This is a genomic window from Kluyvera ascorbata ATCC 33433 (assembly GCF_000735365.1).
GTDB classification, from domain to species: Bacteria; Pseudomonadota; Gammaproteobacteria; order Enterobacterales; family Enterobacteriaceae; genus Kluyvera; species Kluyvera ascorbata.
Window position 1 is genome coordinate 25,256 of sequence record NZ_JMPL01000023.1, and the last position, 24,857, is coordinate 50,112.

Consider the following 24,857-nt stretch of genomic DNA (forward strand, 5'->3'; position numbering starts at 1 on the left):
GCTTAACATAGTGATATACATCACATTTTCACCGTTATCCCGTCACGATAGAAACCACTCACCGTCATTTCTGACCGCTTAGCCATCGCTTTCAACCGCTCACCCATTTACCCAACTTTACGCGCGCGTATCTCTGGCAAGCTTGTCATCAGCATAACGGTCAATACCTCCTCAAACCAAACTCAAAACAACGGCAGCTTCGGCTGATTATTCATCCTATTAGAACCAGGTTTTACTATGGATACGAAAAAGCTATTCAAGCACATACCCTGGGTGATTCTCGGAATCATCGGTGCATTTTGCCTCTCGGTCGTCGCCCTGCGCCGCGGTGAGCACGTCAGTGCCCTGTGGATCGTCGTCGCGTCGGTTTCTGTTTATCTGGTGGCGTACCGCTACTACAGCCTGTACATCGCCCAGAAGGTGATGAAGCTCGACCCCACGCGCGCGACGCCAGCGGTCATTAACAACGATGGCCTGAACTACGTGCCGACCAACCGCTACGTGCTGTTCGGCCACCACTTCGCCGCTATCGCCGGTGCAGGCCCGCTGGTTGGGCCGGTGCTGGCCGCGCAGATGGGCTACCTGCCGGGTACGCTCTGGCTGCTGGCGGGCGTGGTGCTCGCGGGCGCGGTGCAGGACTTTATGGTGCTGTTTATCTCCACACGCCGTAACGGTTCGTCGCTGGGCGAAATGGTCAAAGAAGAGATGGGCCGCGTGCCGGGCTCCATTGCCCTGTTCGGCTGCTTCCTGATTATGATAATCATCCTGGCGGTGCTGGCGCTGATCGTGGTGAAAGCCCTGGCAGAAAGCCCGTGGGGCGTGTTTACCGTCTGCTCCACCGTGCCGATTGCGCTGTTTATGGGTATCTACATGCGCTTTATCCGCCCGGGCCGCGTCGGCGAAGTGTCGGTGATGGGTATCGTGCTGCTGGTCGCCTCTATCTACTTCGGCGGCGTGATTGCCCACGACCCGTACTGGGGCCCGGCGCTGACCTTTAAAGACACCACCATCACCTTCGCGCTGATTGGCTACGCCTTTATCTCTGCTCTGCTGCCGGTATGGCTGATTCTGGCACCACGCGACTACCTCGCGACCTTCCTGAAAATCGGCGTTATCGTTGGCCTGGCGCTCGGCATCGTGATACTCAACCCAGATCTGAAAATGCCAGCCGTGACCCAGTACATCGACGGTACCGGTCCACTGTGGAAAGGCGCGCTGTTCCCGTTCCTGTTTATCACCATCGCCTGTGGCGCCGTTTCTGGCTTCCACGCGCTGATCTCCTCCGGCACCACGCCGAAGCTGCTGGCGAACGAAAACGATGCGCGCTTGATTGGTTATGGCGCGATGCTGATGGAGTCCTTCGTGGCGATTATGGCGCTGGTTGCGGCGTCCATCATCGAACCGGGCCTCTACTTCGCGATGAACACGCCTCCGGCGGGCCTCGGCATCACCATGCCAAACCTGCATGAGATGGGCGGCGAGAACGCGGCGCTAATTGCCGCACAGCTAAAAGATGTGACCATTCACGCTGCCGCCACCGTCAGCTCCTGGGGCTTCGTGATTTCGCCAGAGCAGATCCTGCAAACCGCGAAAGACATCGGCGAGCCTTCCGTATTGAACCGCGCAGGCGGCGCGCCAACCCTGGCGGTGGGTATTGCGCACGTGTTCCACAAAGTGCTGCCGTGGGCGGATATGGGCTTCTGGTACCACTTCGGTATTCTGTTCGAAGCGCTGTTCATCCTCACCGCGCTGGACGCCGGTACCCGTGCGGGTCGCTTTATGCTGCAAGATTTGCTCGGTAATTTCGTGCCGTTCCTGAAGAAAACCGACTCGCTGGTCGCTGGCGTGGTTGCGACGGCAGGCTGTGTCGGTCTGTGGGGTTATCTGCTGTATCAAGGCGTAGTCGACCCACTGGGCGGCGTGAAGAGCCTGTGGCCGCTGTTCGGTATCTCTAACCAGATGCTGGCCGCCGTGGCGCTGGTGCTTGGTACCGTCATCCTCGTGAAAATGAAACGCAGCAAGTACGTGTGGGTGACCATCATTCCGGCAGTATGGCTGCTGATCTGCACCACCTGGGCGCTGGGCCTGAAACTGTTCAGCACCAACCCGCAGATGGAAGGCTTCTTCTTCATGGCTAGCCAGTACAAAGAGAAGATTGCTGCTGGTGGTGAACTGACTGCACAGCAGATTGCTAACATGAACCACATCGTTATCAACAACTACACCAACGCAGGCCTGAGTATTCTGTTCCTGGTGGTGGTGTACAGCATCATCTTCTACGGTTTCAAAACCTGGATGCAGGTGCGCAATAGCGATAAACGTACCGACAAAGAAACACCGTATGTGCCAGTACCGGAAGGCGGCGTGAAGACCTCTTCACATCACTAACCTCTATGCCGGATGGCGCTGCGCTTATCCGGCCTACAAAAAGTGCATTAATGTAGGCCGGATGAGGCGCTAGCCGCCATCCGGCTTTATTCATATCTGGAAGAGACAATGTTTGGTAACTTAGGTCAGGCAAAAAAATACCTCGGTCAGGCGGCAAAAATGCTGATTGGCATTCCGGATTACGACAACTACGTCGAACATATGCAGACCAACCATCCGGATAAACCGTACATGACCTACGAAGAGTTCTTCCGCGAGCGCCAGCAGGCGCGCTACGGCGGCGATGGAAAAGGCGGCATGCGCTGCTGTTAAAGGAGACATCATGGCACCGATTGCAGTTACCCTACTTACCGGTTTCCTCGGCGCGGGCAAAACCACCCTGCTGCGCCACATCCTCAATGAACAGCACGGCTTTAAAATTGCCGTGATTGAAAACGAATTCGGCGAAGTCTCCGTCGACGATCAGCTAATTGGCGACCGCGCCACGCAGATTAAAACCCTGACCAACGGCTGCATCTGCTGCACCCGCTCTAACGAACTGGAAGACGCGCTGTTAGACCTGCTCGATAACCTCGACCAAGGCAACATCAGTTTCGACCGCCTGGTGATTGAATGTACCGGTATGGCCGACCCCGGCCCCATCATCCAGACCTTTTTCTCCCACGAGGTGCTGTGTGAACGCTATCTGCTGGATGGCGTAATTGCGCTGGTCGACGCGGTGCATGCCGACGAGCAGATGAACCAGTTCACCATCGCCCAGTCGCAGGTTGGCTACGCCGACCGTATTCTGCTGACCAAAACCGACGTCGCCGGTGAGGCCGAAAAGCTGCGCGAGCGTCTGGCCCGCATCAACGCCCGCGCGCCGATTTACACCGTCACCCACGGCGATATCGACCTGAATCTGCTGTTCAACACCAACGGCTTTATGCTGGAAGAGAACGTAACCTCGAAGCCGCGTTTCCACTTTATGGCCGACCAGCAAAACGACGTGTCGTCGATTGTGGTCGAACTGGATTACCCGGTGGATATCAGCGACGTCTCCCGGGTGATGGAAAACCTGCTGCTGGACTTCGCCGACAAGCTGCTGCGCTACAAAGGGATGCTGTGGATTGACGGCGAACCGAACCGCCTGCTCTTCCAGGGCGTACAGCGTCTGTACAGCGCCGACTGGGACAGGCCGTGGGGCGATGAAGCGCCGCACAGCACGCTGGTGTTTATTGGCATTCAACTGCCGGAAGCAGAAATTCGCGCGGCATTCGCCAGCCTGAAAAAATAGCCCGTAGCCCTGCCTGAATCACGCCCCCTCCGCCCGGAAGGGGTAATTAAATGCGTAGAAATGTAAATATCCATTTTTATTCATGACAATTGGAATACTTTTGGAAACTATTAGAAAGACAATTAATTCACTGCCAACCAATATCCCCCGCTCCGTTCAAGGTACGTTTAGCCAAAAACTAAACGGGCGCTAAACATCAAAACGCTAATCATTGACGCTGGTAAAAACAAACAGACAAGCAACAAAAAAATACCATGCCCACTACAATTCCAGTATTAAAAATCGACATGAGTCACATTTGCAGAAGTAAAATCCAGTTGTTAAGGTGTCCTCAGATTAATTTTATGACGAGGAATAAACCATGAAAAAGCTTAATATCCTGCTCCTTTCCGCTCTGACCGCCGTATCCGGTTCCGCACTGGCGATGGGCGGTAGCCTTGAGCAGGGTAAAAACTTTACCAACCTGAATCTGGAAATGGGTAAATCCTCATCCGGCCTGTACGCAGAAAGCAACTGGCTGAAAAACACCGACGACGGCACCCAGACCGGCGGCGTGGGCGCAGGCTATAACCTGGAAGTCGGCCCAGTGATGCTGAACGCAGGCGCGAAAGCTATCTACATCGGCCCGAAAAAAGGCGATAACGGCGTGGCATTCCCTATCGGCGGCGGCGTTAGCGTAGCCCTGACCGACAGCATCCGCGTCTTTGGCGAAGGCTATGCCGCGCCGGAAGGCCTGAACAACAGCGTGAAAAACTACGTTGAAGCCAATGGTGGCGTAAGCTGGTCGCCAATTTCACTGGTCACTCTGAAAGTGGGCTATCGCCACGTCAGCGTTGACGGCAAAGACGGCCGTCCAAACCACACGCTGATTGACGGCGCTTACATTGGCGGCGGCGTAAACTTCTAACGTTACCCACTTCCCAAAAAACCTGCCAGATGGCAGGTTTTTTTTATTGGCTGCCGCTATTGGCGCACTACCACCAGCTTCTGGTTCACAAACTCTTTGATCCCCAGATCCGACAGCTCGCGCCCGTAGCCGGAACGCTTCACTCCGCCAAACGGCAGTTCAGCCGCGGTATCGGTGAGCCAGTTGATGTACACCATCCCGGTCTCAATGCGCGAGGCCATTTTCTTCGCCCGTTCAATATCCTGGCTAAAGACCGCGCCGCCCAGCCCGTAGTGGGAATCATTGGCCAGAGCTACCGCTTCATCATCGCTCTTCACCACGTAAATCTGCGCGACAGGGCCGAAGAACTCTTCGAAATACGCCGGGTTATCGCAGGAAATGTGGGTCAGGATGGTGGGCTCGAAGAAGCTGCCGTCACGCTGCACCGGCTTACCGCCGAGATGCAGCTTCGCGCCGTTTTTCACTGCTTCGTTGACCTGTTTGGTCAGCGTCTCCAGCGCGTCTTTTGACGACAGCGGGCCAAGCGTGGTGCTTTCATCCAGCGGGTCGCCAATTTTTGCCTGCTTAAACGCTTCGGTAAACTTGCTCAGGAAAGCATCGGCAATTTTCTCATGCAGCACAAAACGTTTTGCCGCGGTACAGACCTGCCCGGCGTTGTTAAGGCGGGCATTGACGCCGATTTTCACCGCTTTATCGAGGTTGGCATCGTCCAGCACCACGAAGACATCGTTACCGCCCAGCTCAAGGGTCGATTTCTTAATGTGCTTCGCCGCCTGTGCCGCCACCACGCTGCCCGTTTTTTCGGAGCCGGTCAGCGCTGCACCCTGCACGCGGTCGTCGGCAATAATGTTGGCCACCTGATCCTGCGAGATGTACAGATTCGCCCACGCCCCTTCCGGTGCACCCGCTTCACGCACCAGGTGCGCAAAGACCTCTGCGCAGTGCGGCACAATGCTGGCGTGCTTCGCCAGCACCGGGTTACCTGCTGCCAGGTTCGGGGCCAGCACGCGCATCAGCTGGTAATAAGGGAAATTCCACGGCTCAACGGCCATCAGCACGCCGATAGGATGATGTTCGACCCAGGCCTCGCCGAGCTCGGATTTGTACTTCACCGGCGCGAGAAACTGCTTCGCGTTGTCGGCATAGTAGCGGGCAATTTGCGCGCACAGTTTCACCTCGCCGCGACTTTGGGCGATCAGTTTGCCCGTCTCCTGGCTGGCAATCTTCGCCAGCTCCTCAACGCGGGCATCTATCAAATCGGCTAATTTGTGGAGTACCGGCAGGCGCTGGTCGATATCCCCTTTTGCCCAGTCGGAATGGTAGAGCGCATCGGCCGCTTTCAGCGCCGCTTCAACGTCCGCGTCGGTATGAGAAGGGTATGCTTTGATAAGCTGGTTAGTGGCAGGATTAACTGTCTGGTAAGCCATCGTGAATCTCCTTGTTTTTACCGCTTAGGGTATTAAGGGTAGTCAATCTGGCTGGCTGCGGACGTAAAGTTGGGTATAAACGGAGGTTTCCGAATAGGCATCCCCCGCCGGACAAGACGGGGGATGACAGGAAGAAATTACCGCTTCACCTGTAACACTTCCTGCGATTCCTTATGCGACTCCACCTCTTGCGGGGTTAACCACAGCGATTTACGCCCGAAGGTTTCGTACATTTTTAGCTGGTCGTCATAGTGCTTATCCGCCTTGCCGTCCGGGGCAATAAACCCGCTTTGACCCGGCGCGACCACGTCCCAGGCAAGCACCGGGCTTTTGCTGGCCGACGGCGAGAACACGATCATGTCATTTTCCGTGCCGCGGTTCTGGTATTCCGCCTGATGACGCGCTTCATCCGCTGCCGCCTGCGGCACGCCGAAGAAGTTATTGGCCCGGAAGGTCAGCGCCATCGCCGGCGTTTTCCAGCCGTTCAGGTCGTTGCCGTAGCGCTTTGACAGCGTCTGCCAGGCATCGTCCAGCGCCGCCAGCACCACCTCGTGCTGCGGTTTTCCGCCAAACAGATCGACCGCCTGCGGAATCGGCGACTTCTCGCCCTGCAGCGCTTCGTAAAGGATCTTCGCCCCTACGCTGATGTTCAGCGAGCCGGTTGGCCCGTCCTGCGTCGTCTCATAGCCGCTGGCGCTGTACCAGTCACCGAACGGCTTCGGTACCGCCGTCACAACCGTGCGTTTCAGCATACTGGTCAGCCAGGCGTTGAGAATCGCCGAGCCCGGCTGCTGATAGGTTTTACCGCCTTCGTTGAGCAGGTTGCTGCCATCCCAGCCGGTTAGTTTATCCACCAGCTGGCGACGCGGGTCGCTTACCGGCAGGCTCGCCGTCGCGTCCTTGAGCGTCGGCAGGAAGAGCCGCAGGTTCAGATCCTGACGGCTGGTTTTGCGGATCACATCCCAGGCCTGATCGGCGGTAAAGCGCGGCTGCTTATCAAGAATGCGGTTAATCTCGGTCACGCGATCCGCGCCGCCCCACAGGAAGGCAAACAGATCGGATGCCGGATAATCTTTTTGCGGTGAGTTGTTCCAGTTGGCGATATAGCCCGACTGCGGGTTATACACTTTCGGGTTCAAATCAAAAGAGAGCAGCCCCTTCCAGTCCCACTTTCCGGTGCCGGGCACCGGCAGGCGCGGGTCGTGGCCCGGCTGGCGGTCAGGATACGCGCCGGTATGCACGTAGCCGATATTGCCGTTCACGTCGGCGTAGTACCAGTTGATGGTCAGCGCCTGTTTTGCCGCCTGCTGCGTCCACTCCTGCCAGCTTTTGGCTTTCATCTGGTGAGTCCACGCCAGCAGCGATGCCACCTCTTTGCCTTCCCACGCGCGCGCCTTGGCGTAGGCCGTTTGTGTGGCTGGGTCGGTTTTCATCACATTTCCGTGCAGGGTGCGCCAGACGGTGAAGGTCTCCGGCTGGTCGTCTTTGACCTTAATGGTCTCTTCGCGACTGAGCATTTTCACCCACTGACCGTTATGCTGGTAATAGCCCGGTTTATCTTTCGACAATTTTTCGGCAAAGATGTCGACATCATCGCCGAAACCAGCAGTAGAACCCCAGGAAATCGTGCCGTTGTGACCAAACACCAGGCCAGGATAAGCAAACGGCGTATTGCCGGTGACGTCGTAGCCCGCGCCGTGCAGGCCAATGCCGTAGGTATAAGCAGGCGCGTACCAGCCGAACTGCGGGCCGTTGACCATAATAGCTTTTGCATCCTGCGCTTTGTTTTTACCAATTACCCACATATTGCTGGTCGTTGGGTAGCCCGCCAGCCCGTTGGCCCCGCTCTGCGCAAACTGCGCGGCGATGGTTTCCCGGTTTTGTCCCGCCGTCAGCGCCAGCAGTGCGCCGTCTGCGCCTTTTGCCGGCCGGTCGAGCATCGGTGCCGGCAGGTCGTAGCGCGGAAGCAAGGCCGCCGTTTGCGTATTGTTAAGGTCGAACTTGAGCGGATAGTGGCTCTCCTTAGGGGAAATGGTCGTTGGCGCGGAAGGGTTCACCAGCCATTTTAACTGGTCAAAGACCGCCATCCCCTGCTGCTTACCGTATTTGTCTTTTAGCGCCGTCAGCAGCGCCAGGTTATCAATTTCGCTGGTACTGTCAGAGAATCGGTTCGCCATCGTGCCGACAAAAACCATCGCTACATCAAAAGGCTGCCAGTGCTGTGGTGCAAAACCAAAGGTGGAAAACGGTTTTGGCAGCAGCGTGCCGGGGTTGGCGTTCACTTTATCAATCCAGGCGTTCATGCCGTCGGCATAGCCTTGCAGGATGGACTTATCCTCCGGTGCTAGCGCCGCAATTTGCGCCCGGATAGAATCCGGCCAGTAGTTCTGGCGAATCCCCTTATCAAAACTGACGAACGACTTGCCGAGGACTTCAGAGACCGTGCCCTGCGTGCTGCGCCGCGCCATCTCCATCTGGAACAGGCGATCCTGCGCCACCACGTAGCCATAGCCGTAAAACAGCCGATAGGTATCATCGGCGTAAATATGCGGCATGCCGTATTCATCGCGAACAATCTTGACCTCGGTCTGGGCACCTGCCGCCAACGCGGAAAGGCTCCAGGAACACATCAGGGAAGCAGCAACACAGTTCACGATCATACGATTTGTATTTTTCATTGTATCCTCTTGCAGGTGTATGATTAGCGAGTTGATACTAGCTGTGAAGCAACACTTATCTATATGAGGCGAATGATTTCAGCGTGAACTGTGAGTCTGATACCAGTTATTTGATACATTAAATTAGTTAATGTGATCTAAAGAGAATCGTTTATTTTTCACACATCTCCACCCACCTTCCCCTAATGTGGTATAAAAATAAAAAACCGCCGGGGGAAGCGAATGACCACACCACGCGATATTCATCAGACCTTCGCCCGACTGCCGGGGCTTGAACGACGCAGCACCTGGCAGAGCACGCAGGCCTATAAGCGCCACAGTCACCCGCAGCTCTCGATAGGGGCGATTCTCGAAGGTGGAACGCGCTGCGTCTGTGACGGGCAGGAGTATCTTTTGTCACCCGGCGACCTTATCGTTATCCCCGCCAACGCGCCGCACAGCTGCAACCCGATACAAGGAAAGCCGCGCAGCTACCATATGCTCTATATCGACACGCCGCTGCCATTAGCCCGGCAGGTCATTCGCAATGATGCGCTGTTCAGCCTGTATCTCACCGTCGTTGAGCAGATGTCCGCCGACGCGCTGACCACGCTGTTATCCGCTCTTTCCCTGCGAACTGGCGTTGATGAAAAACTGCGTTCCACCAGCCAACATCTGCAGCAGGCGCTACTGGCAAACCCCGTCTCTCCCCCCTCCCTTGATGCGTTCGCCGCACGTTTCTCGCTGCGTAAAGAGACCTTAATCCGGACGTTCAAGCAGGATACCGGCCTGACGCCCGGCAGCTTTCTTAACAACTCGCGCGTGGAGTACGCCAAAGCGCGGCTACGCGCCGGGGACGAGATTGCCGATGTGGCCTACCAGAGCGGCTTCGCCGACCAGAGCCATTTCCACAAAACCTTCGTCAGCTACACGGCCGCCACGCCGCGTCAGTACGCGCTGGGTAGATCAATATCAGACAATAATTAACGCCTCTTCAGGCCTACGCTGACCTCACGCTTTTTATTGAGGTCGCTATGGAACAGGTCACCACACTCTTCCCCCCCGCGTTTCCCGCACTGGCACTCGCGCACTTTATGGCGCTGCTCAGCCCGGGGCCGGACTTCTTTCTGTTGGTAGGCTACGCGCTACGCTTTCGACTGCGCGGCAGCGTGGGCGTTTGCCTTGGCATTGCGGCGGGAAACGGGTTCTACATTCTGCTGGTCGTCATTGGCTCCGGGCTGCTGCGCCAGGCGCCGCTGCTCTTCACCGGTATCGAACTGATGGGCGCCGCGTACCTGCTTTGGGTGGGCCGCCAGTTGCTGAATAGCCGCGCCGGAACACGGGAGTGGCAACATACCGCATCGGCGCTGCCCTCGCTCACCCGACAATTACTGCTGGGGCTGGGCTCTTCACTGCTGAATCCGAAAAATGCGCTGTTCTATCTGGCGCTGATGACGGCGCTGCTCGGCCCGGATGTCACACTGGTACAGCAGGCCGTATGCGGAGTCTGGATGACCGGCGTCGTGCTGCTTTGGGATCTGCTGTTGATCGTACTGATCGCGCTGCCGCAGATTCAGCGACGGCTCGGTAATCTGGTCTGGAAAATTGAACGGGCGGCTGGCGGCATATTGCTAGGCTTCGGCGGCTGGATCTTATGGCAATTTATGTTGAGCTAAAACGCGGACGGGCGACGTGTCAGGCACGTCGCCCGTATTTTTAACCCACTTCATCACGGCGCAGCCCAACGTCTTTCAACTGCTCATCGCTCATTCGCCGCAATACACGACGTGTTTGCTGCAAATGCCACCATTTTTTCATAAAGCGCCACAGTTGCACAAAGCCGATAAACGGCTGTTTTGCCCGGTTCTCGTGAAATTCCATACTTTGCCTCCTCACCTTGCCAGAGGCTTTATCTTCGCGGATTTCCGGTCCTGCAATACAGATTCAAAAAATACTTTTCTTTAACATACAGATTCGCTAAAACGATATCTGCGTGCGGTTTTTATCGCCTGACTGTACTGGTTTTCTCATCTGTATGGCGATCACTGGGGATACAGCAATGACGCGTTACCAACATCTGGCCAACCTGCTGGCCGAGCGAATTGAACAAGGGCTGTATCGCCACGGCGAAAAGCTGCCCTCCGTGCGCAGCCTGAGCCAGGAGCACGGCGTCAGCATCAGCACCGTACAGCAGGCTTATCAGACGCTGGAACAGCGCCAGCTGATCACCCCGCAGCCGCGCTCCGGCTACTTCGTCGCGCCGCAGAAAGCCCAGCCGCCGGTGCCGCCGATGTCACGCCCGGTACAGCGCCCGGTGGAGATCACCCAGTGGGATCAGGTGCTGAACATGTTGGATGCCCGCAGCGATAAGTCGATCATTCCTTTCGGCGGCGGCTCACCGGACGTCACCCAACCCACCCTAAAACCGCTGTGGCGCGAGATGAGCCGCGTGGTGCAGCACAATCTCAGTGAGGTGCTGAACTACGATGAGCTGGCCGGTCGCCGCGAGCTGCGCGAACAGATCGCCCGCCTGATGCTCGACGGCGGATCGGTGGTCACCGCCAACGACCTGATCATCACCAGCGGCTGCCACAGCGCGCTGTCGCTGGCGCTGCTGTCGGTGTGCCAGCCGGGCGATATTATCGCCGTGGAATCCCCAACCTATTACGGCACCATGCAGCTGCTGCGCGGCTTAGGACTGAAAGCCATTGAGATCCCCACCGATCCCAACACTGGGATCAGCATCGAAGCGCTGGAACTGGCGCTGGATCAGTGGCCGATCAAAGGGGTGATCCTCGTCCCCAACTGCAACAATCCGCAGGGTTTTATCATGCCCGACGCCCGCAAGCGCGCGGTGCTGAGCCTTGCCCAGCGCTACGATATCGTGATTTTTGAAGATGATATTTACGGCGAACTGGCCACCGACTACCCGCGCCCGCGCACCATCCACTCATGGGATATCGACGGCCGGGTGATGCTGTGCAGCTCGTTTACCAAAACCATCGCCCCCGGCCTGCGCATTGGCTGGATAGCACCGGGCCGCTACTACGACAAGCTGCTGCAAATGAAATACGCCGCCAGCGGCACCAACGTGCCGTCGACCCAGCTTGCCGCCTCGAACTTTATCCGCGAGGGCCACTACCACCGCCACGTCCGGCGGATGCGGCAGATCTACCAGCGCAATATGGAGATCTACACCTGCTGGCTGCGTGAGTTTTTCCCCTGCGGGATCTGTGTGACCCGCCCAACCGGCGGTTTTATGCTGTGGGTGGAACTGCCTGAGCAGGTAGATATGGTGTGCGTGGCGAAGCAGCTGTGCCGGATGAAAATCCAGGTGGCACCGGGATCGCTTTTTTCGGCGTCGGGGAAATACAGGAACTGCTTGCGGATCAACTGCGCGCTGCCGCCGATCGACAAGCACCGCGAGGTGATGGTGCAGCTGGGGGAGGCGGTGAAGGTGGCGATGGAATAATCCCATTGGAACGCCCTCATAATTTTTATATATGAAAGCTAATGGTAAAGAGCCCCCGTAAATACAGGGGCATTCTATTATATTGGGTTATTACTTTTTGTTCGTTACTCCAAACGGTATATGTACAGAAGGTAAAACAGATGCTGAGGGCTCAAGATGAAGTCGCTGGTCATCAAAGAACATATGTGGCTGCATAATTTCAAGAATTTTATTCTTTTCTACCCCGCCCATAAAGAATGCTTCATTTACATTAATACCCCATGTTCTCATAGTATTAATCATTCTTTTATGCGATGGTGCATTTCTGGCTGTTACAATTGAAATACGTAAAATACGCCTATAGGTAGGGTCTTCTTTTTCTAAATCTTCCTCCATCTTCTGGATACTAGATATACGTTGAAGGAAGTCTTTTAGCGGCCCAGGGTTATGCGTTTCATTTACATGTGTCTCTTCATAATTATGAAAATCCGCAAGCACATGGCTTTTTTGGTATACAGCTTCCGCAGAATCATCTGCGATAACTCCATCAAAGTCGAATGCAATTCTGAGCTCATGATCCTGAACGTCATCCTTAATATTCCCCTTAAGAATCTGACCCGCAGGATATCCGGCCATTACAGCCTGATTAACATCTTGAGAATTTGCGGAGAGAAATAACTCAATATCCAACGCCGGGATATATTTATGTGGAGACTGACCTTGAAGGAAAACAGCCCTAGTTATGCCCAACCCATAACTTTCGATTGAATTCATTACCCTCAACCCGGTATCTGGATCATTCCTTGATAAAAGGATAACTTCTACGGGAGGATTACTTTGGTTAATTTTATTCAACGTTAAAAGACGTCTAATGAAAGGAAACGCGACTCCTTTCCCTAAGAGTACATCTTGATTTTCCCGTTGAAATTTTCTGTATTCATCTTCCCCTTGAGTTCGAAATATTTCATCTGACTCATCTAAATCAAAAAGCGCGCTTGATGCAAGACCTATAACTAATCGTGACGATAGATCATAAGGCATAAAATCAACCTCCAAAATAGAAACATTACCTTATCTATTATTACAGCATATGTAGATTGGCAAAACACTAGCCGGATGGCATATATCAATATAACTCTCAGCATCGTTAAATGTATAGTTAATTGCAATCGACAAATAACGTGATCTATATCACTTAAATTTATCCATTATATCTTTTTTTAGGTAAAATCAGAACCATCCGATTCTATCGAGAGCGCCCAATGGCTGACCTGAACCTGAGTACCCTGACGGAAGCAGACATCATCACCAAATGCGTTATGCCCGCGATCCTTGATGCTGGCTGGAACGACACAACGCAAATCAGACAAGAGGTCAAACTCCGGGACGGTAAGGTCATCGTGCGCGGCAAAGTCGCAGCGCGCAGAACGGTGAAATCCGCCGATATCGTGCTGTATTACAAGCCGGGCATTCCGCTGGCGGTCATTGAAGCCAAAGCCAACAAACACGAAATCGGCAAAGGAATGCAACAAGGCATAGAGTACGCACGCCTGCTGGACGTTCCTTTTGTCTTTGCTACCAACGGCGACGGCTTTATCTTCCGCGATGCCACGGTTGCTGACGGCGAATTAATGGAAAAACCGATTACCCTCGGCGAATTCCCTTCTCCCTCGCAATTGTGGCAAAAATACTGCGTCTGGAAAGGTTACACCGAAGCTCAGCTCCCTGTGATTACTCAGGACTACTACGATGACGGCAGCGGCAAAGCGCCGCGTTATTACCAGTTACAGGCCATCAATAAAACCATTGAAGCCGTCTCCGCCGGGCAGAACCGCGTTCTGCTGGTGATGGCGACCGGCACGGGGAAAACCTATACCGCCTTCCAGATTATCTGGCGCTTATGGAAAGCGAAAAGTAAGAAGCGGATCCTGTTCCTCGCCGATCGCAATATTCTGGTCGATCAGACCAAAAATAACGACTTCCTGCCGTTTGGCACGGCGATGACCAAGGTCACCGGGCGCACCATCGACCCGGCATTTGAAATCCACCTCGCGTTGTACCAGGCCATCACCGGCCCGGAAGAAGATCAAAAAGCCTTTAAACAGGTAGAGCCGGATTTCTTTGACCTGATTGTGATCGACGAATGCCATCGCGGCAGCGCTTCCGAAGACAGCGCCTGGCGCGAAATCCTCGACTACTTCAGCGCTGCCACGCAGATTGGCTTAACCGCCACGCCGAAAGAGACCCATGAAGTCTCCAGCACCGATTACTTCGGCGACCCGGTGTATATCTACTCGCTCAAAGAAGGCATCGAAGACGGCTTCCTTGCCCCCTACAAAGTGGTGCGCGTCGACATCGACGTCGATCTCCAGGGCTGGCGCCCGACCAAAAGGCCAGACGGATAAAAACGGCGAGCTGATCGACGACCGCATCTACAACCAGAAAGATTTTGACCGCACGATGGTGATTGATGAGCGCACCGAACTGGTGGCGAAAACCATTACCGATTACCTCAAGCGCACCAACCCGATGGATAAAACCATCATCTTCTGTAACGACATCGATCACGCGGAGCGGATGCGCCGCGCGCTGGTCAATCTCAACCCGGAACAGGTCAAGAAGAACGACAAGTACGTGATGAAAATCACCGGCGATGACGACATCGGCAAAGCCCAACTGGATAACTTTATTAACCCCAAAAAAGACTATCCGGTTATCGCCACCACCTCCGAGCTGATGACCACCGGCGTGGATGCCAAAACCTGCAAACTGGTGGTGCTGGATCAAAACATTCAGTCGATGACCAAATTCAAGCAGATCATCGGCCGCGGCACCCGTATCGATGAACGCTACGGCAAGCTATGGTTCACCATCCTCGATTTCAAAAAGGCCACCGAGCTGTTCGCCGACGAACGCTTCGACGGCATCCCGGAAAAGGTGATGGACACCACGCCGCAAGATATCGCCGACCCGGACTCCGATTTTGAAGAGCAGTTCGACGAGCACGATGAAGAGGTTGAGGACGTTGTTACCGGTGCCGATGAAGATCCCGCGCCGTATACCGTCACCGGTACAGACGATGTCGGCCCGCTGCCGGAAGACGACGAGAACAAAGTGCGCAAGTTCCACGTCAACGGCGTGGCCGTCGGCGTGATCGCCCAACGCGTGCAGTATTACGATGCCGACGGCAAGCTGGTCACCGAATCCTTCAAAGACTACACCCGCAAAACGCTGCTCAAAGAGTACGCCTCGCTGGATGATTTCACCCGCAAGTGGCAGGACGCCGAGCGCAAACAGGCCATCATCAAGGAGCTGGAGCAGCAGGGGATTATCTGGGAAGTGCTGGCGGAAGAGGTCGGTAAAGAGCTCGACCCGTTCGACATGCTGTGCCACGTGGTGTATGGTCAGCCGCCGTTAACCCGCAAAGAGCGGGCGGAGAACGTGCGTAAGCGCAACTACTTCACCAAATACTCCGACGCCGCGCAGGCGGTGCTGAATACGCTGCTGGATAAATACGCCGACGCGGGCGTGCAGGAGATAGAGAGTATTCAGGTGCTGAAGCTCAAGCCGTTCGACAGCATGGGTACGCTGCCGGAGATCATTAAAAGCGGATTCGGCGACCGTAACGGGTATAATCAGGCCATCAGCGAGCTGGAGAGCGAAATCTACCACTTACCGCCCCGCTCAGCGTAACCACTCCCCTTTTGCGCCTTCTGCTGCCACCGCGTAGCAGAGGGCCTTATTGTTAATGAAACATGGAACACATCATGTCAATCAGCTCAGTTATCAAATCATTACAGGACATTATGCGCAAAGACGCCGGTGTGGACGGCGATGCGCAGCGCCTCGGCCAGCTCTCCTGGCTGCTGTTTCTGAAAATCTTTGACGCTCAGGAAGAGGCGCTGGAACTGGAGCAGGATAACTATCAGTACCCTATTCCGCAGCGCTACCTGTGGCGCACCTGGGCGGCGAACGCCGAAGGCATTACCGGTGATTCCCTGCTGGAGTTCGTCAACGACGACCTGTTCCCGGCGCTGAAAAACCTCACCGCGCCTATCGATAAGAACCCGCGCGGCTTTGTGGTCAGGCAGGCGTTCAGCGATGCCTATAACTACATGAAAAACGGCACCCTGCTGCGTCAGGTGATCAACAAGCTGAACGAAATCGACTTCACCAGCGCCAGCGAACGCCACCTGTTCGGCGACATCTACGAACAGATCCTCAAAGATCTGCAATCGGCGGGCAATGCCGGTGAGTTCTATACCCCACGCGCCGTCACCCGCTTTATGGTCGATCGCGTCGATCCGAAGCTTGGCGAGTCGATTATGGACCCGGCCTGCGGCACCGGCGGCTTCCTCGCCTGCGCGTTCGATCACGTGAAAAATAAGTACGTGAAGAGCGTGGCCGATCACCAGACGCTGCAACAGCAGATCCACGGCGTGGAGAAAAAACAGCTCCCGCACCTGCTGGCGACCACCAATATGCTGCTGCACGGCATCGAAGTGCCAGTGCAGATCCGTCACGACAACACCCTCAACAAGCCGCTGTCGTCGTGGGATGAACAGCTGGATGTCATCGTCACCAACCCGCCGTTCGGCGGCACCGAAGAAGACGGCATCGAGAAGAACTTCCCGGCAGAGATGCAGACTCGTGAAACGGCGGATCTGTTCCTGCAACTGATTATTGAAGTGCTGGCGAAAAACGGCCGTGCGGCGGTGGTGCTGCCGGACGGCACGCTGTTTGGCGAAGGCGTGAAAACCAAGATCAAAAAGCTGCTCACAGAGGAGTGCAACCTGCACACCATCGTGCGTCTGCCGAACGGCGTGTTTAACCCGTATACCGGGATCAAAACCAATCTGCTGTTCTTTACCAAAGGCCAGCCAACCAAAGAAATCTGGTTCTACGAGCACCCGTACCCGGCGGGCGTGAAGAACTACAGCAAAACCAAGCCGATGAAGTTTGAAGAATTCCAGGCCGAGATCGACTGGTGGGGCAACGAGGCCGACGGCTTCGCCAGCCGCGTCGAGAACGAGCAGGCGTGGAAGGTCAGCATCGACGAGGTGATTGCCCGCAACTTCAATCTCGACATCAAGAACCCGCACCAGGCGGAAACCGTCAGCCACGATCCGGATGAACTGCTGGCGCAGTACGCCAAGCAGCAGCAGGAGATCCAGACCCTGCGCCACCAACTGCGCGATATCCTCGGCGCGGCGCTCTCCGGTAAGGAGGCCAACTGATGGCGGTGGAAAAACTGATTGTCGACCATATCGATACCTGGACCACGGCGCAGCAAACCCGCTCCACGGCGGGGCGCGGCAGCTCGGGTAAGATCGACCTGTATGGCATTAAGAAGCTGCGCGAGCTGATTCTGGAGCTGGCGGTGCGCGGCAAGCTGGTGCCGCAGGATCCGAACGATGAACCGGCGTCGGAACTGCTGAAACGCATTGCGGCGGAAAAGGCCGAGCTGGTGAAGCTGGGGAAAATTAAAAAACAGAAGCCGCTGCCAGAGATTAGCGAGGAAGAGAAACCGTTTGAGCTGCCGGAGGGGTGGGAATGGGTGCGGCTGGGAACCTTATTTAACTCAATCCAGAGCGGAGGAACTCCAAGCAAAATCAACCCTGCATTTTGGGGAGGGGATATACCTTGGGCCAGCGTAAAAGACCTAGGCTCTTCGCAATATATTTCGAAAACCCAAGACTATATTACAGAGGCAGGTTTGTTATCTGGTAGTAAATTAGCTGATTCTGGAGATGTATTAATTTGCACTCGTATGGGATTAGGAAAGATTGCTATTGCTTCTTGCCCAATAGCATTTAACCAAGATTTAAAATCGGTAAAGCTCACAAGTAGTATTATTCCTGATTTTTTCTTTAATACCTATTCCACTGTAAAAATAAAAGGTACAGGCACAACAGTAGAAGGAATCAAGCAAGAACAATTGGTGAATTACATCACGGGATTCCCTCCATTTAATGAACAAAATAAAATTGTTGTTAAAGTTAAGGAGTTGATGTCCCTCTGCGACCAACTGGAACAGGGCTCCCTGACCAGTCTGGACGCTCATCAACAGCTGGTTGAAACCCTGCTAACTACGCTAACCAACAGCCAGAACGCCGACGAACTGGCCGAAAACTGGGCGCGTATCAGCGAGCATTTCGACACGCTGTTTACCACCGAAGCCAGCATTGACACCTTAAAACAGACCATTCTGCAACTGGCGGTGATGGGCAAATTGGTGCCGCAGGATCCGAACGACGAACCGGCCTCTGAACTACTTAAACGTATTGCGCAGGAAAAAGCGCAACTGGTGAAAGACGGGAAAATTAAAAGGCAAAAACCGTTGCCACCGATTAGTGATGAGGAAAAACCGTTTGAACTGCCGGAGGGGTGGGAATGGGCTCAATTACAAGATATTTGTCATAAAATCACCGACGGAGAACATTCAACGCCTCAACGTTCAACATCGGGACATTATTTACTTTCAGCAAGAAATGTTACAAACAACGGAATTATGCTAGATGATGTAGACTTTGTTCCTACATCCGTTTTCAATAAAATCAGGGAGCGATGTGATCCTAATATTGGTGATATATTGATTTCATGTTCCGGTAGCATTGGTCGGGTAGCCCTAGTGGATAGAGACGATGAATACTCAATGGTTAGAAGTGCGGCAATGATACGCCCAAATAAAAATCTTTATATTCATTTCATTGAGAACGTTCTGAAATCACCATTATTACAGTATCAAATGGTTAATCGCTCAAAAAAATCAGCACAAGCCAATCTTTTTCTTGGTTCAATTAGTGCTCTTACAATACCAATCCCTCCATATTCAGAACAAGTAAAGATATGTGAAATAATTAGTGAGCTATTTTCTTATAGTGTTCAGCTTAGGACTAAAATAAGCATATCCCAACAAACCCAGCTCCACCTGGCCGACGCCCTCACCGACGCCGCCATAAATTAACCCGCCCGCAGAAACCAATAAAGCGGCTAAATAGCCGCTTTATTCCCATCACCAGAAATAATCCATCCCCGCATCCCGCCATTATTTTCATTCATTTTCAGCTGGACTTTCCTTCTATTCCCTGATGATATGTACAGGTATTTTTCGCGAGGCGCCCGTGCTGGAACACGAGCGCCTCGCTAATCACAATCACTATTTTCAAGGAATAGCCATCATGACTACCCCGCATTCTATTGCAGAATTCACCGATCCAGAAGTCTCCCCGGCAAATAACCGCATCGCCACCGTCAGTTATGCGAGCCGCTACCCGGAATACACCCGCATTCCCGCCATTACCCTGAAAGGCCAGTGGCTGGAAGCCGCCGGTTTTACCACCGGCAGCAAAATGGATATTAAGGTGATGGAAGGCTGCATCGTACTGACCGTGAAGCCACCGGAACCAGCGCTGATGCAGTCGCTGCATCAGGTCTGCACGTTGTCGGCGCGTAAGCAGCGTCAGGTGCAGGACTTTATCGGCGTCATTGCCAATAAGCCGCGCAAGCGGAAAGCCTGAGACCCGTCGCCCGGCAGTCTTTCCGCTGCCGGGCTTGCACTATTCCTCACAGCCAAAAGCCCGAATTCCTCTTTTATCTCTTCCCACTCCACGTATGATGGTGCGAATAACCTTCAGGAGGGATCCATGAGCGATATCCAGCTTTTCCGCCTTGGTGCCGGGAAAGTACAAGAACTGCCGGGCAAAGCCGCGGCCATTGAAAAAGATCTGCAAACGCTGATCGAATCCCATATGGAAACCTTCCTCGGCGTCCGCTTTCTCGACACCGAATACAGCACGGGAAAAACGCACCGTGGGCGGATTGATTCCCTCGGCCTCGATGAAAATAACTGCCCGGTGATTATTGAATATAAGCGCCACAGCAATGAAAACGTCATTAACCAGGGGCTGTTTTATCTCGACTGGCTGCTCGACCATAAAGCGGAATTTCAATGGCAGGTAATGGAGAAGATGGGTAAAACCACGGCCGAAGCCATCGACTGGTCCGGCACGCGGTTAATCTGTATTGCCGCCGATTTTAATAAATACGATGAACATGCCGTGCAGCAGATTAATCGTAATATCAGCCTGATTCGCTACAAGCTGTTTGCCGATGACCTGTTGATGCTGGAGCTGGTTAACGCCGTGGTGGAAAACAGCGCCCAACAAATCACCATCGATGCACCGACCAGCAACGGCAAGCGCCATACCCGCACGCAGCGCGAACAGCTTTCCTCTGCCTCTCCCGCGCTGCTATCGCTTCACGAGCAACTAAAAAGCTTCGTGCTGTCGCTGGGCGATGAAGTACAGTTTAAAGAGCTGAAGCTGTATGACGCCTTCCGCCGCATTCGCAATTTTGTTTGCGTCGCGGCCTATCCCGTCACCGACCCACATTTGCGGCTATGGCTGAAGCTCAACCCGCAGCATATCCAGTTAGAAGAAGGCTTTAGTCGGGACGTCACCAATATTGGCCATTGGGGCACCGGCGACGTTGAGCTGATTGTGCGTAATGAACACGATCTGGATAAAGCCAAACTGCTGGTCGAGAAAGCCTATCAGGAAAACTGATCCCTCCCGGTTTCGCGTGGTGTTGGCATCACTCCAACGCCACCTTCCACATTCACGACGCCGCGCTAACCGCGCCTTCCCCATTCGCCGCATCCTGCGGTTTTGACACCGTGCGGCTTTTACTGCCATCCACCCCAACGGCAATCTCCCCTTCCACCGTCACCCGGCGCACCACGCGCGGCTGGGTGCCGTAGTCGTTGACCGCGTAGTGTTGGGTGCTGCGGTTATCCCAAATCACCAAGTCGCCCTGCTGCCACTGCCAGCGCACGGTGTTGTCAAGGCGGGTGATGCGGTTTTGCAGCAGCTCGAATAACTGTGCGGACTCCCGCGAGCTGAAGCCCACCAGCCGTTTGACAAAGTGCCCGAGTAACAACGCACGTTCGCCGCTGACCGGGTGGACGTGCACCACCGGGTGTTCAGCTTCCCATACCGAAGAGACAAACACCTTCTGGTGATGCGCCAGGCGGTGGCTTTCAACGACAACGCGTTCAGCGCCGTAGTCATAGTCGTTGCTGTGCACCGCGCGCAGGGTGTCGACGAAGCGCTTAAGCGTCTCCGGCAGCTGTTCGTAGGCGCGGGCGGTGTTGGCCCACACGGTGTCGCCGCCGTATTCCGGGATAGTGACGCCGCGCAGGATGGAAATTTTCGGGAAGGCGTCAACGAAGGTGACGTCGGTGTGCCAGGAGTCGGCGCGGCCGCCGCCTTTCGAGGCGTCGAGTTCGAACAGTTTGGTGCCTTCCGGCGCAGGGACGGTGGGATGGGCGACAATCTTACCGAAGCGCGCGCCGAAGGCCTGATGCTCGGCATCGGTCAGGTGTGCCTGCTGGCGGAAGAACAGCACTTTGTATTTGACCAGCGCCGCGTCGAGCTGGGCGAAGGTGTCGGCATCCAGGTCGGCGGAAAGGCGAATGTCGCGGATCTCCGCGCCGATATTGCCCGCCACGCGGCGAAGATTTAATAAAGGAAAATCAGTATCAGCAGTGTTCACAGCAGTCATGATGGCGCCCCTTTAACATCGTCAGAAGCCCGAATATAGAAATATTCCAGCGGGTCACAAAGTCGAGTTTGTGATATTGATAGGTCGCAGATGGGATTGCATTATTCGGCATTGAGCCGCCCCGGGGAAAATACAGGAGCCACAATGACCACGGAAATCACCCTTACCCCCGCCGAGCGCGAGAAGCTGCGCGATCGGCTGACCGACTACTGCGCCAAACAGTTCGACCTCGAGCTGGAGCAGTTCGACGCGGAGTTCTTTATCGATTTTATTATCGAGAATCTGGGGCCGGCCTTTTACAACGCCGGGATTGATGAGGCGATTCGCACCCACTTTGCGTGGAGCGAGCGCATTCAGGAAGAGATGGAACTGAAGAAAATTCTATGAGTTCACAGCACATTATTCGTTCTTTACGCGACCATCCCGAGCAGATGGAGGCGGTTATCGCCTATTTCCAGCAACAGTGGGCGTCGGAAGAATCGATGATGGTTTACGACGACGCGCTGCGCCGCACGCCGGGGGCGAAAAATCCGCTGCCGCAGTGGTACTGGTTGCAGGACGGCGATCGGATCATCGGCTGCGCGGGGTTGATTGCTAACGATTTTATCAGCCGCGGCGAGCTGTATCCGTGGCTGTGCGCGCTGTACATCGAGCCGGAATACCGTCAGCAGGGGTTGGCCCGCCGGCTGATTGAGCATATCGCCCGGCACGCCCACACGCTGGGGTTTAGCCAGCTGCATCTGTGCACCGACATCGACGGGTTTTACGAGAAATCAGGGTTCATATTTAACGGGTTAGGCTACCATCCGTGGGGAGAATCTTCCCGGGTTTACAGCCGAGAGCTGGGGGTATGATCAACAAAACCATATTTTAAATATGGGTATAATGGCGACTTATTTTATCGTCTCCCGTGTTACGGGGAAGGAAAATCATGTCGCTTATCACCGATCTACCCGCCATTTTCGATCAGTTCTCCGAAGCCCGCCAGAAAGGCTTTCTTACCGTTATGGATCTCAAAGAGCAGGGTACGCCGCTGGTCGGCACCTACTGCACCTTTATGCCGCAGGAGATCCCGATGGCGGCGGGCGCGGTCGTCGTGTCGCTGTGCTCTACGTCGGATGAAACTATTGAAGAAGCGGAGAAAGACCTGCCGCGCAATCTGTGCCCGCTAATCAAAAGCAGCTACGGCTTTGGCAAAACCGACAAATGCCCCTACTTCTACTTCTCCGATCTGGTGGTCGGTGAAACCACCTGCGACGGCAAAAAGAAGATGTACGAGTACATGGCCGAGTTTAAGCCAGTGCACGTAATGCAGCTGCCGAACAGCGCCGCCGACGCGGCTTCCCGCGCGCTGTGGAAGACGGAAATCCTGCGTCTTCAGCAGGCGGTTGAAGCACGTTTTGGCACGCAAATTACCGAAGCATCGCTGCGCGAGGCGATCGCCCTCAAGAACCGCGAGCGCCGGGCGCTGGCCAATTTCTACCGCGTCGGGCAGCTCAATCCACCGGCGTTAAGCGGCAGCGACATTCTGAAAGTGGTGTATGGCGCAACCTTCCGCTTCGATAAAGAGGCGCTGATTGATGAGCTGAACGGCATGGCCGAGCGCGTGCGTCAGGAGTGGGAAAACGGCAAACGGCTGGATGCCCGCCCGCGCATTCTGATCACCGGCTGCCCAATTGGCGGAGCGGCGGAGAAAGTGGTGAAAGCCATCGAGGACAACGGCGGCTGGGTGGTGGGCTATGAAAACTGTACCGGCGCGAAGGCCACCGAGCGCTGCGTGGACGAAGACGGCGACGTCTACGACGCGCTGACCGATAAATACCTCGCCATTGGCTGCTCGTGCATCTCACCCAACGACCAGCGCCTGACCCTGCTCAGCCAGATGGTTGAAGAGTATCAGGCCGACGGCGTCGTCGACGTGATTTTGCAGGCCTGTCATACCTATGCCGTTGAATCAATGACCATTAAACGCCATGTACGCCAGCAGCACAACATTCCCTATATCGCCATCGAGACCGACTACTCGACCGCCGACATCGGCCAGTTGAGTACCCGTGTCGCGGCGTTTATTGAAATGCTGTAGGAGCGCTTGTGACGTTTTCAATAGGTATTGATTCAGGCTCCACTGCGACCAAAGGCATTTTGCTGGAAGACGGCGTGATTCGCCGCCGCTTCCTCGCACCCACGCCGTTTCGCCCCGCCGATGCGATTGTTGAGGCATGGGAAACGCTGCGCGCCGGGCTGGAAGTGCGGCCATTTTTGACGCTGACCGGTTACGGCCGCCAGCTGGTTAATTTTGCCGACAAGCAGGTGACGGAAATCTCCTGTCACGGGCGCGGCGCACGGCTGCTGCTGCCGGAAACCCGTACGGTGATTGATATCGGCGGTCAGGATAGCAAAGTGATCCAGTTGGATGACGACGGCAACCTCACCGATTTCCTGATGAACGACAAGTGCGCGGCAGGTACCGGGCGTTTTCTGGAAGTGATATCGCGCACGCTGGGGGCCAGCGTCGAGCAGCTTGATGCGCTGACCGCAGGCGTGGAGCCACACATGATTACCAGCATGTGCACGGTGTTTGCCGAATCCGAAGTAATTAGCCTGCGCTCCGCGGGCGTCCCGCCGGAGGCGATTCTGGCGGGGGTGGTTAACGCGATGGCGCGACGCAGCGCCAACTTTATCGGCCGACTGTCGGCACAGTGGCCGCTGCTGTTTACCGGTGGCGTTAGCCACTGCGCGGCGTTTGGGCGGATGCTGTCAGCGCACGTGAACATGCCGGTGCACACGCATCCCGACGCGCAGTTTGCCGGGGCGATTGGCGCGGCGATGATTGGGCAACGGGCGAGAAAATGACGGAGTATCTGTTTTTGTTCCACTCGACGCTGGGCGTGGTGCAAACCCGCAAGGCGCTCCAGGCCGCAGAGATATCCTTCCGGGTGGCGGATATTCCGCGCCAGCTTCGCGGCGGCTGCGGGCTGTGTATTTATCTGCATTGCGAGGAAGGCAGCGAGCTGCGCTGGGTGATGCCCGGCGCAACGGAGAGTATTTATCGCTGCGGCGAGGGGGTCACGTTGTTGCATACGTTCCCGGGCAATGAATAACGACTGAGATGTGCCCCCTCTCCCTTTTTAAGGGAGAGGGTTGGGGTGAGGGTTAGTTCACGGTAGCAGACAGAATTTAGGCATCC

At 55.1% G+C, this 24,857-nt stretch carries 21 protein-coding genes and 1 pseudogene; 17 read left to right on the plus strand and 5 right to left on the minus strand.

The features are described 5' to 3' along the window. Positions 1 to 237: 237 nt before the first annotated feature. The 4 genes from btsT to GKAS_RS08375 all read left to right on the plus strand — a co-directional run bounded on the left by btsT (position 238) and on the right by GKAS_RS08375 (position 4,571). Positions 238 to 2,388, plus strand: coding sequence for a pyruvate/proton symporter BtsT (gene btsT / locus GKAS_RS08360; RefSeq protein ID WP_035893371.1), 2,151 nt, complete (start codon positions 238 to 240; stop codon positions 2,386 to 2,388). 108 nt (positions 2,389 to 2,496) lie between these two features. After that, positions 2,497 to 2,700 (plus strand): YbdD/YjiX family protein, encoded by a 204-nt coding sequence (locus GKAS_RS08365; protein ID WP_035893372.1) that lies wholly within the window; start codon positions 2,497 to 2,499, stop codon positions 2,698 to 2,700. A gap of 10 nt (positions 2,701 to 2,710) precedes the next feature. Continuing rightward, positions 2,711 to 3,664 (plus strand): GTPase, encoded by a 954-nt coding sequence (yjiA, locus tag GKAS_RS08370; RefSeq protein ID WP_035893374.1) that lies wholly within the window; start codon positions 2,711 to 2,713, stop codon positions 3,662 to 3,664. A gap of 361 nt (positions 3,665 to 4,025) precedes the next feature. After that, positions 4,026 to 4,571, plus strand: a complete 546-nt coding sequence (locus GKAS_RS08375) for a YfaZ family outer membrane protein (protein WP_035893376.1) — start codon at positions 4,026 to 4,028, stop codon at positions 4,569 to 4,571. A 56-nt stretch (positions 4,572 to 4,627) separates the two neighbouring features. Here GKAS_RS08375 and GKAS_RS08380 read toward each other — a convergent pair whose 3' ends face one another. Continuing rightward, a complete protein-coding gene (locus GKAS_RS08380) occupies positions 4,628 to 5,998 on the minus strand; it encodes an NAD-dependent succinate-semialdehyde dehydrogenase (protein ID WP_035893378.1) in 1,371 nt (456 codons plus the stop codon). Between the two features lie 137 nt (positions 5,999 to 6,135). Then, positions 6,136 to 8,676 (minus strand): penicillin G acylase, encoded by a 2,541-nt coding sequence (locus GKAS_RS08385; protein WP_035893380.1) that lies wholly within the window; start codon positions 8,674 to 8,676, stop codon positions 6,136 to 6,138. 222 nt (positions 8,677 to 8,898) lie between these two features. On the opposite strand from GKAS_RS08385, the gene GKAS_RS08390 reads away from it, so the two are divergent. Beyond that, entirely contained in the window at positions 8,899 to 9,642 is a 744-nt protein-coding gene (locus GKAS_RS08390) for a helix-turn-helix transcriptional regulator (RefSeq protein ID WP_035893383.1), read from the plus strand. A 47-nt stretch (positions 9,643 to 9,689) separates the two neighbouring features. Next, entirely contained in the window at positions 9,690 to 10,331 is a 642-nt protein-coding gene (locus GKAS_RS08395) for a LysE family translocator (protein WP_035893385.1), read from the plus strand. Positions 10,332 to 10,371: 40 nt separating this feature from the next. Here GKAS_RS08395 and GKAS_RS23795 read toward each other — a convergent pair whose 3' ends face one another. Continuing rightward, the gene (locus GKAS_RS23795) at positions 10,372 to 10,536 is read right to left on the minus strand and encodes a DUF1127 domain-containing protein (protein ID WP_072011371.1); all 165 of its coding nucleotides are present in this window, start codon (positions 10,534 to 10,536) and stop codon (positions 10,372 to 10,374) included. A 178-nt stretch (positions 10,537 to 10,714) separates the two neighbouring features. Between GKAS_RS23795 and GKAS_RS08400 the strand changes: the two genes are divergently transcribed. Further along, positions 10,715 to 12,127 (plus strand): aminotransferase-like domain-containing protein, encoded by a 1,413-nt coding sequence (locus GKAS_RS08400; protein WP_035893387.1) that lies wholly within the window; start codon positions 10,715 to 10,717, stop codon positions 12,125 to 12,127. A 90-nt stretch (positions 12,128 to 12,217) separates the two neighbouring features. On the opposite strand, the gene GKAS_RS08405 is transcribed toward GKAS_RS08400, so the two are convergent. Continuing rightward, positions 12,218 to 13,147, minus strand: coding sequence for a 5'-nucleotidase (locus GKAS_RS08405; protein WP_035893389.1), 930 nt, complete (start codon positions 13,145 to 13,147; stop codon positions 12,218 to 12,220). 221 nt (positions 13,148 to 13,368) lie between these two features. Between GKAS_RS08405 and hsdR the strand changes: the two are divergent. From hsdR to GKAS_RS08430, 5 genes and pseudogenes are all read left to right on the plus strand, one after another. Then, positions 13,369 to 15,799 (plus strand): annotated as a pseudogene (gene hsdR, locus GKAS_RS08410) (EcoAI/FtnUII family type I restriction enzme subunit R). A 74-nt stretch (positions 15,800 to 15,873) separates the two neighbouring features. After that, complete coding sequence (locus GKAS_RS08415) at positions 15,874 to 17,343, plus strand: N-6 DNA methylase (protein WP_035893391.1); 1,470 nt, start codon at positions 15,874 to 15,876, stop codon at positions 17,341 to 17,343. Then, positions 17,343 to 19,073 (plus strand): restriction endonuclease subunit S, encoded by a 1,731-nt coding sequence (locus GKAS_RS08420; protein ID WP_035893392.1) that lies wholly within the window; start codon positions 17,343 to 17,345, stop codon positions 19,071 to 19,073. The genes GKAS_RS08415 and GKAS_RS08420 overlap by 1 nt, the downstream gene beginning before the upstream one ends. A gap of 214 nt (positions 19,074 to 19,287) precedes the next feature. Further along, entirely contained in the window at positions 19,288 to 19,626 is a 339-nt protein-coding gene (gene symE, locus GKAS_RS08425) for an endoribonuclease SymE (protein WP_035893394.1), read from the plus strand. A 126-nt stretch (positions 19,627 to 19,752) separates the two neighbouring features. Next, positions 19,753 to 20,673 (plus strand): DUF5655 domain-containing protein, encoded by a 921-nt coding sequence (locus GKAS_RS08430; protein ID WP_035893396.1) that lies wholly within the window; start codon positions 19,753 to 19,755, stop codon positions 20,671 to 20,673. A gap of 52 nt (positions 20,674 to 20,725) precedes the next feature. Here the strand turns inward: GKAS_RS08430 and GKAS_RS08435 are convergent, their stop codons facing one another. Continuing rightward, a complete protein-coding gene (locus GKAS_RS08435; protein ID WP_035893398.1) occupies positions 20,726 to 21,670 on the minus strand; it encodes a TauD/TfdA dioxygenase family protein in 945 nt (314 codons plus the stop codon). A gap of 144 nt (positions 21,671 to 21,814) precedes the next feature. Here GKAS_RS08435 and GKAS_RS08440 point away from each other — a divergent pair, with 144 nt between their 5' ends. From GKAS_RS08440 to GKAS_RS08460, 5 genes are all read left to right on the plus strand, one after another. After that, positions 21,815 to 22,057, plus strand: a complete 243-nt coding sequence (locus GKAS_RS08440; protein WP_035893400.1) for a DUF2164 domain-containing protein — start codon at positions 21,815 to 21,817, stop codon at positions 22,055 to 22,057. Continuing rightward, the gene (locus GKAS_RS08445) at positions 22,054 to 22,524 is read left to right on the plus strand and encodes a GNAT family N-acetyltransferase (protein ID WP_035893402.1); all 471 of its coding nucleotides are present in this window, start codon (positions 22,054 to 22,056) and stop codon (positions 22,522 to 22,524) included. Before GKAS_RS08440 ends, GKAS_RS08445 begins: the two co-directional genes overlap by 4 nt. 77 nt (positions 22,525 to 22,601) lie before the next feature. Continuing rightward, positions 22,602 to 23,753: a double-cubane-cluster-containing anaerobic reductase gene (locus GKAS_RS08450; protein ID WP_035893403.1), complete on the plus strand. Its 1,152-nt coding sequence runs from the start codon at positions 22,602 to 22,604 to the stop codon at positions 23,751 to 23,753. A gap of 8 nt (positions 23,754 to 23,761) precedes the next feature. Continuing rightward, positions 23,762 to 24,523, plus strand: coding sequence for a putative 2-hydroxyacyl-CoA dehydratase activator YjiL (yjiL, locus tag GKAS_RS08455; RefSeq protein WP_035893405.1), 762 nt, complete (start codon positions 23,762 to 23,764; stop codon positions 24,521 to 24,523). Further along, a complete protein-coding gene (locus tag GKAS_RS08460; protein WP_035893406.1) occupies positions 24,520 to 24,771 on the plus strand; it encodes a putative Se/S carrier protein in 252 nt (83 codons plus the stop codon). Before yjiL ends, GKAS_RS08460 begins: the two co-directional genes overlap by 4 nt. Positions 24,772 to 24,857 lie beyond the last annotated feature (86 nt).

Bases quoted from the DNA above. Each gene is read 5' to 3' on its own strand.
- GKAS_RS08430 (WP_035893396.1), top strand. From the start codon at position 19,753: ATGAGCGATATCCAGCTTTTCCGCCTTGGTGCCGGGAAAGTACAAGAA.
- btsT (WP_035893371.1), top strand. From the start codon at position 238: ATGGATACGAAAAAGCTATTCAAGCACATACCCTGGGTGATTCTCGGA.
- GKAS_RS08375 (WP_035893376.1), top strand. From the start codon at position 4,026: ATGAAAAAGCTTAATATCCTGCTCCTTTCCGCTCTGACCGCCGTATCC.
- GKAS_RS08395 (WP_035893385.1), top strand. From the start codon at position 9,690: ATGGAACAGGTCACCACACTCTTCCCCCCCGCGTTTCCCGCACTGGCA.
- GKAS_RS08400 (WP_035893387.1), top strand. From the start codon at position 10,715: ATGACGCGTTACCAACATCTGGCCAACCTGCTGGCCGAGCGAATTGAA.
- GKAS_RS08460 (WP_035893406.1), top strand. From the start codon at position 24,520: ATGACGGAGTATCTGTTTTTGTTCCACTCGACGCTGGGCGTGGTGCAA.
- symE (WP_035893394.1), top strand. From the start codon at position 19,288: ATGACTACCCCGCATTCTATTGCAGAATTCACCGATCCAGAAGTCTCC.
- GKAS_RS08420 (WP_035893392.1), top strand. From the start codon at position 17,343: ATGGCGGTGGAAAAACTGATTGTCGACCATATCGATACCTGGACCACG.
- GKAS_RS08405 (WP_035893389.1), bottom strand. From the start codon at position 13,147: ATGCCTTATGATCTATCGTCACGATTAGTTATAGGTCTTGCATCAAGC.
- GKAS_RS08450 (WP_035893403.1), top strand. From the start codon at position 22,602: ATGTCGCTTATCACCGATCTACCCGCCATTTTCGATCAGTTCTCCGAA.
- GKAS_RS08440 (WP_035893400.1), top strand. From the start codon at position 21,815: ATGACCACGGAAATCACCCTTACCCCCGCCGAGCGCGAGAAGCTGCGC.
- GKAS_RS08415 (WP_035893391.1), top strand. From the start codon at position 15,874: ATGTCAATCAGCTCAGTTATCAAATCATTACAGGACATTATGCGCAAA.
- GKAS_RS08390 (WP_035893383.1), top strand. From the start codon at position 8,899: ATGACCACACCACGCGATATTCATCAGACCTTCGCCCGACTGCCGGGG.
- GKAS_RS23795 (WP_072011371.1), bottom strand. From the start codon at position 10,536: ATGGAATTTCACGAGAACCGGGCAAAACAGCCGTTTATCGGCTTTGTG.
- GKAS_RS08435 (WP_035893398.1), bottom strand. From the start codon at position 21,670: ATGACTGCTGTGAACACTGCTGATACTGATTTTCCTTTATTAAATCTT.
- GKAS_RS08385 (WP_035893380.1), bottom strand. From the start codon at position 8,676: ATGAAAAATACAAATCGTATGATCGTGAACTGTGTTGCTGCTTCCCTG.
- GKAS_RS08380 (WP_035893378.1), bottom strand. From the start codon at position 5,998: ATGGCTTACCAGACAGTTAATCCTGCCACTAACCAGCTTATCAAAGCA.
- yjiA (WP_035893374.1), top strand. From the start codon at position 2,711: ATGGCACCGATTGCAGTTACCCTACTTACCGGTTTCCTCGGCGCGGGC.
- GKAS_RS08445 (WP_035893402.1), top strand. From the start codon at position 22,054: ATGAGTTCACAGCACATTATTCGTTCTTTACGCGACCATCCCGAGCAG.
- GKAS_RS08365 (WP_035893372.1), top strand. From the start codon at position 2,497: ATGTTTGGTAACTTAGGTCAGGCAAAAAAATACCTCGGTCAGGCGGCA.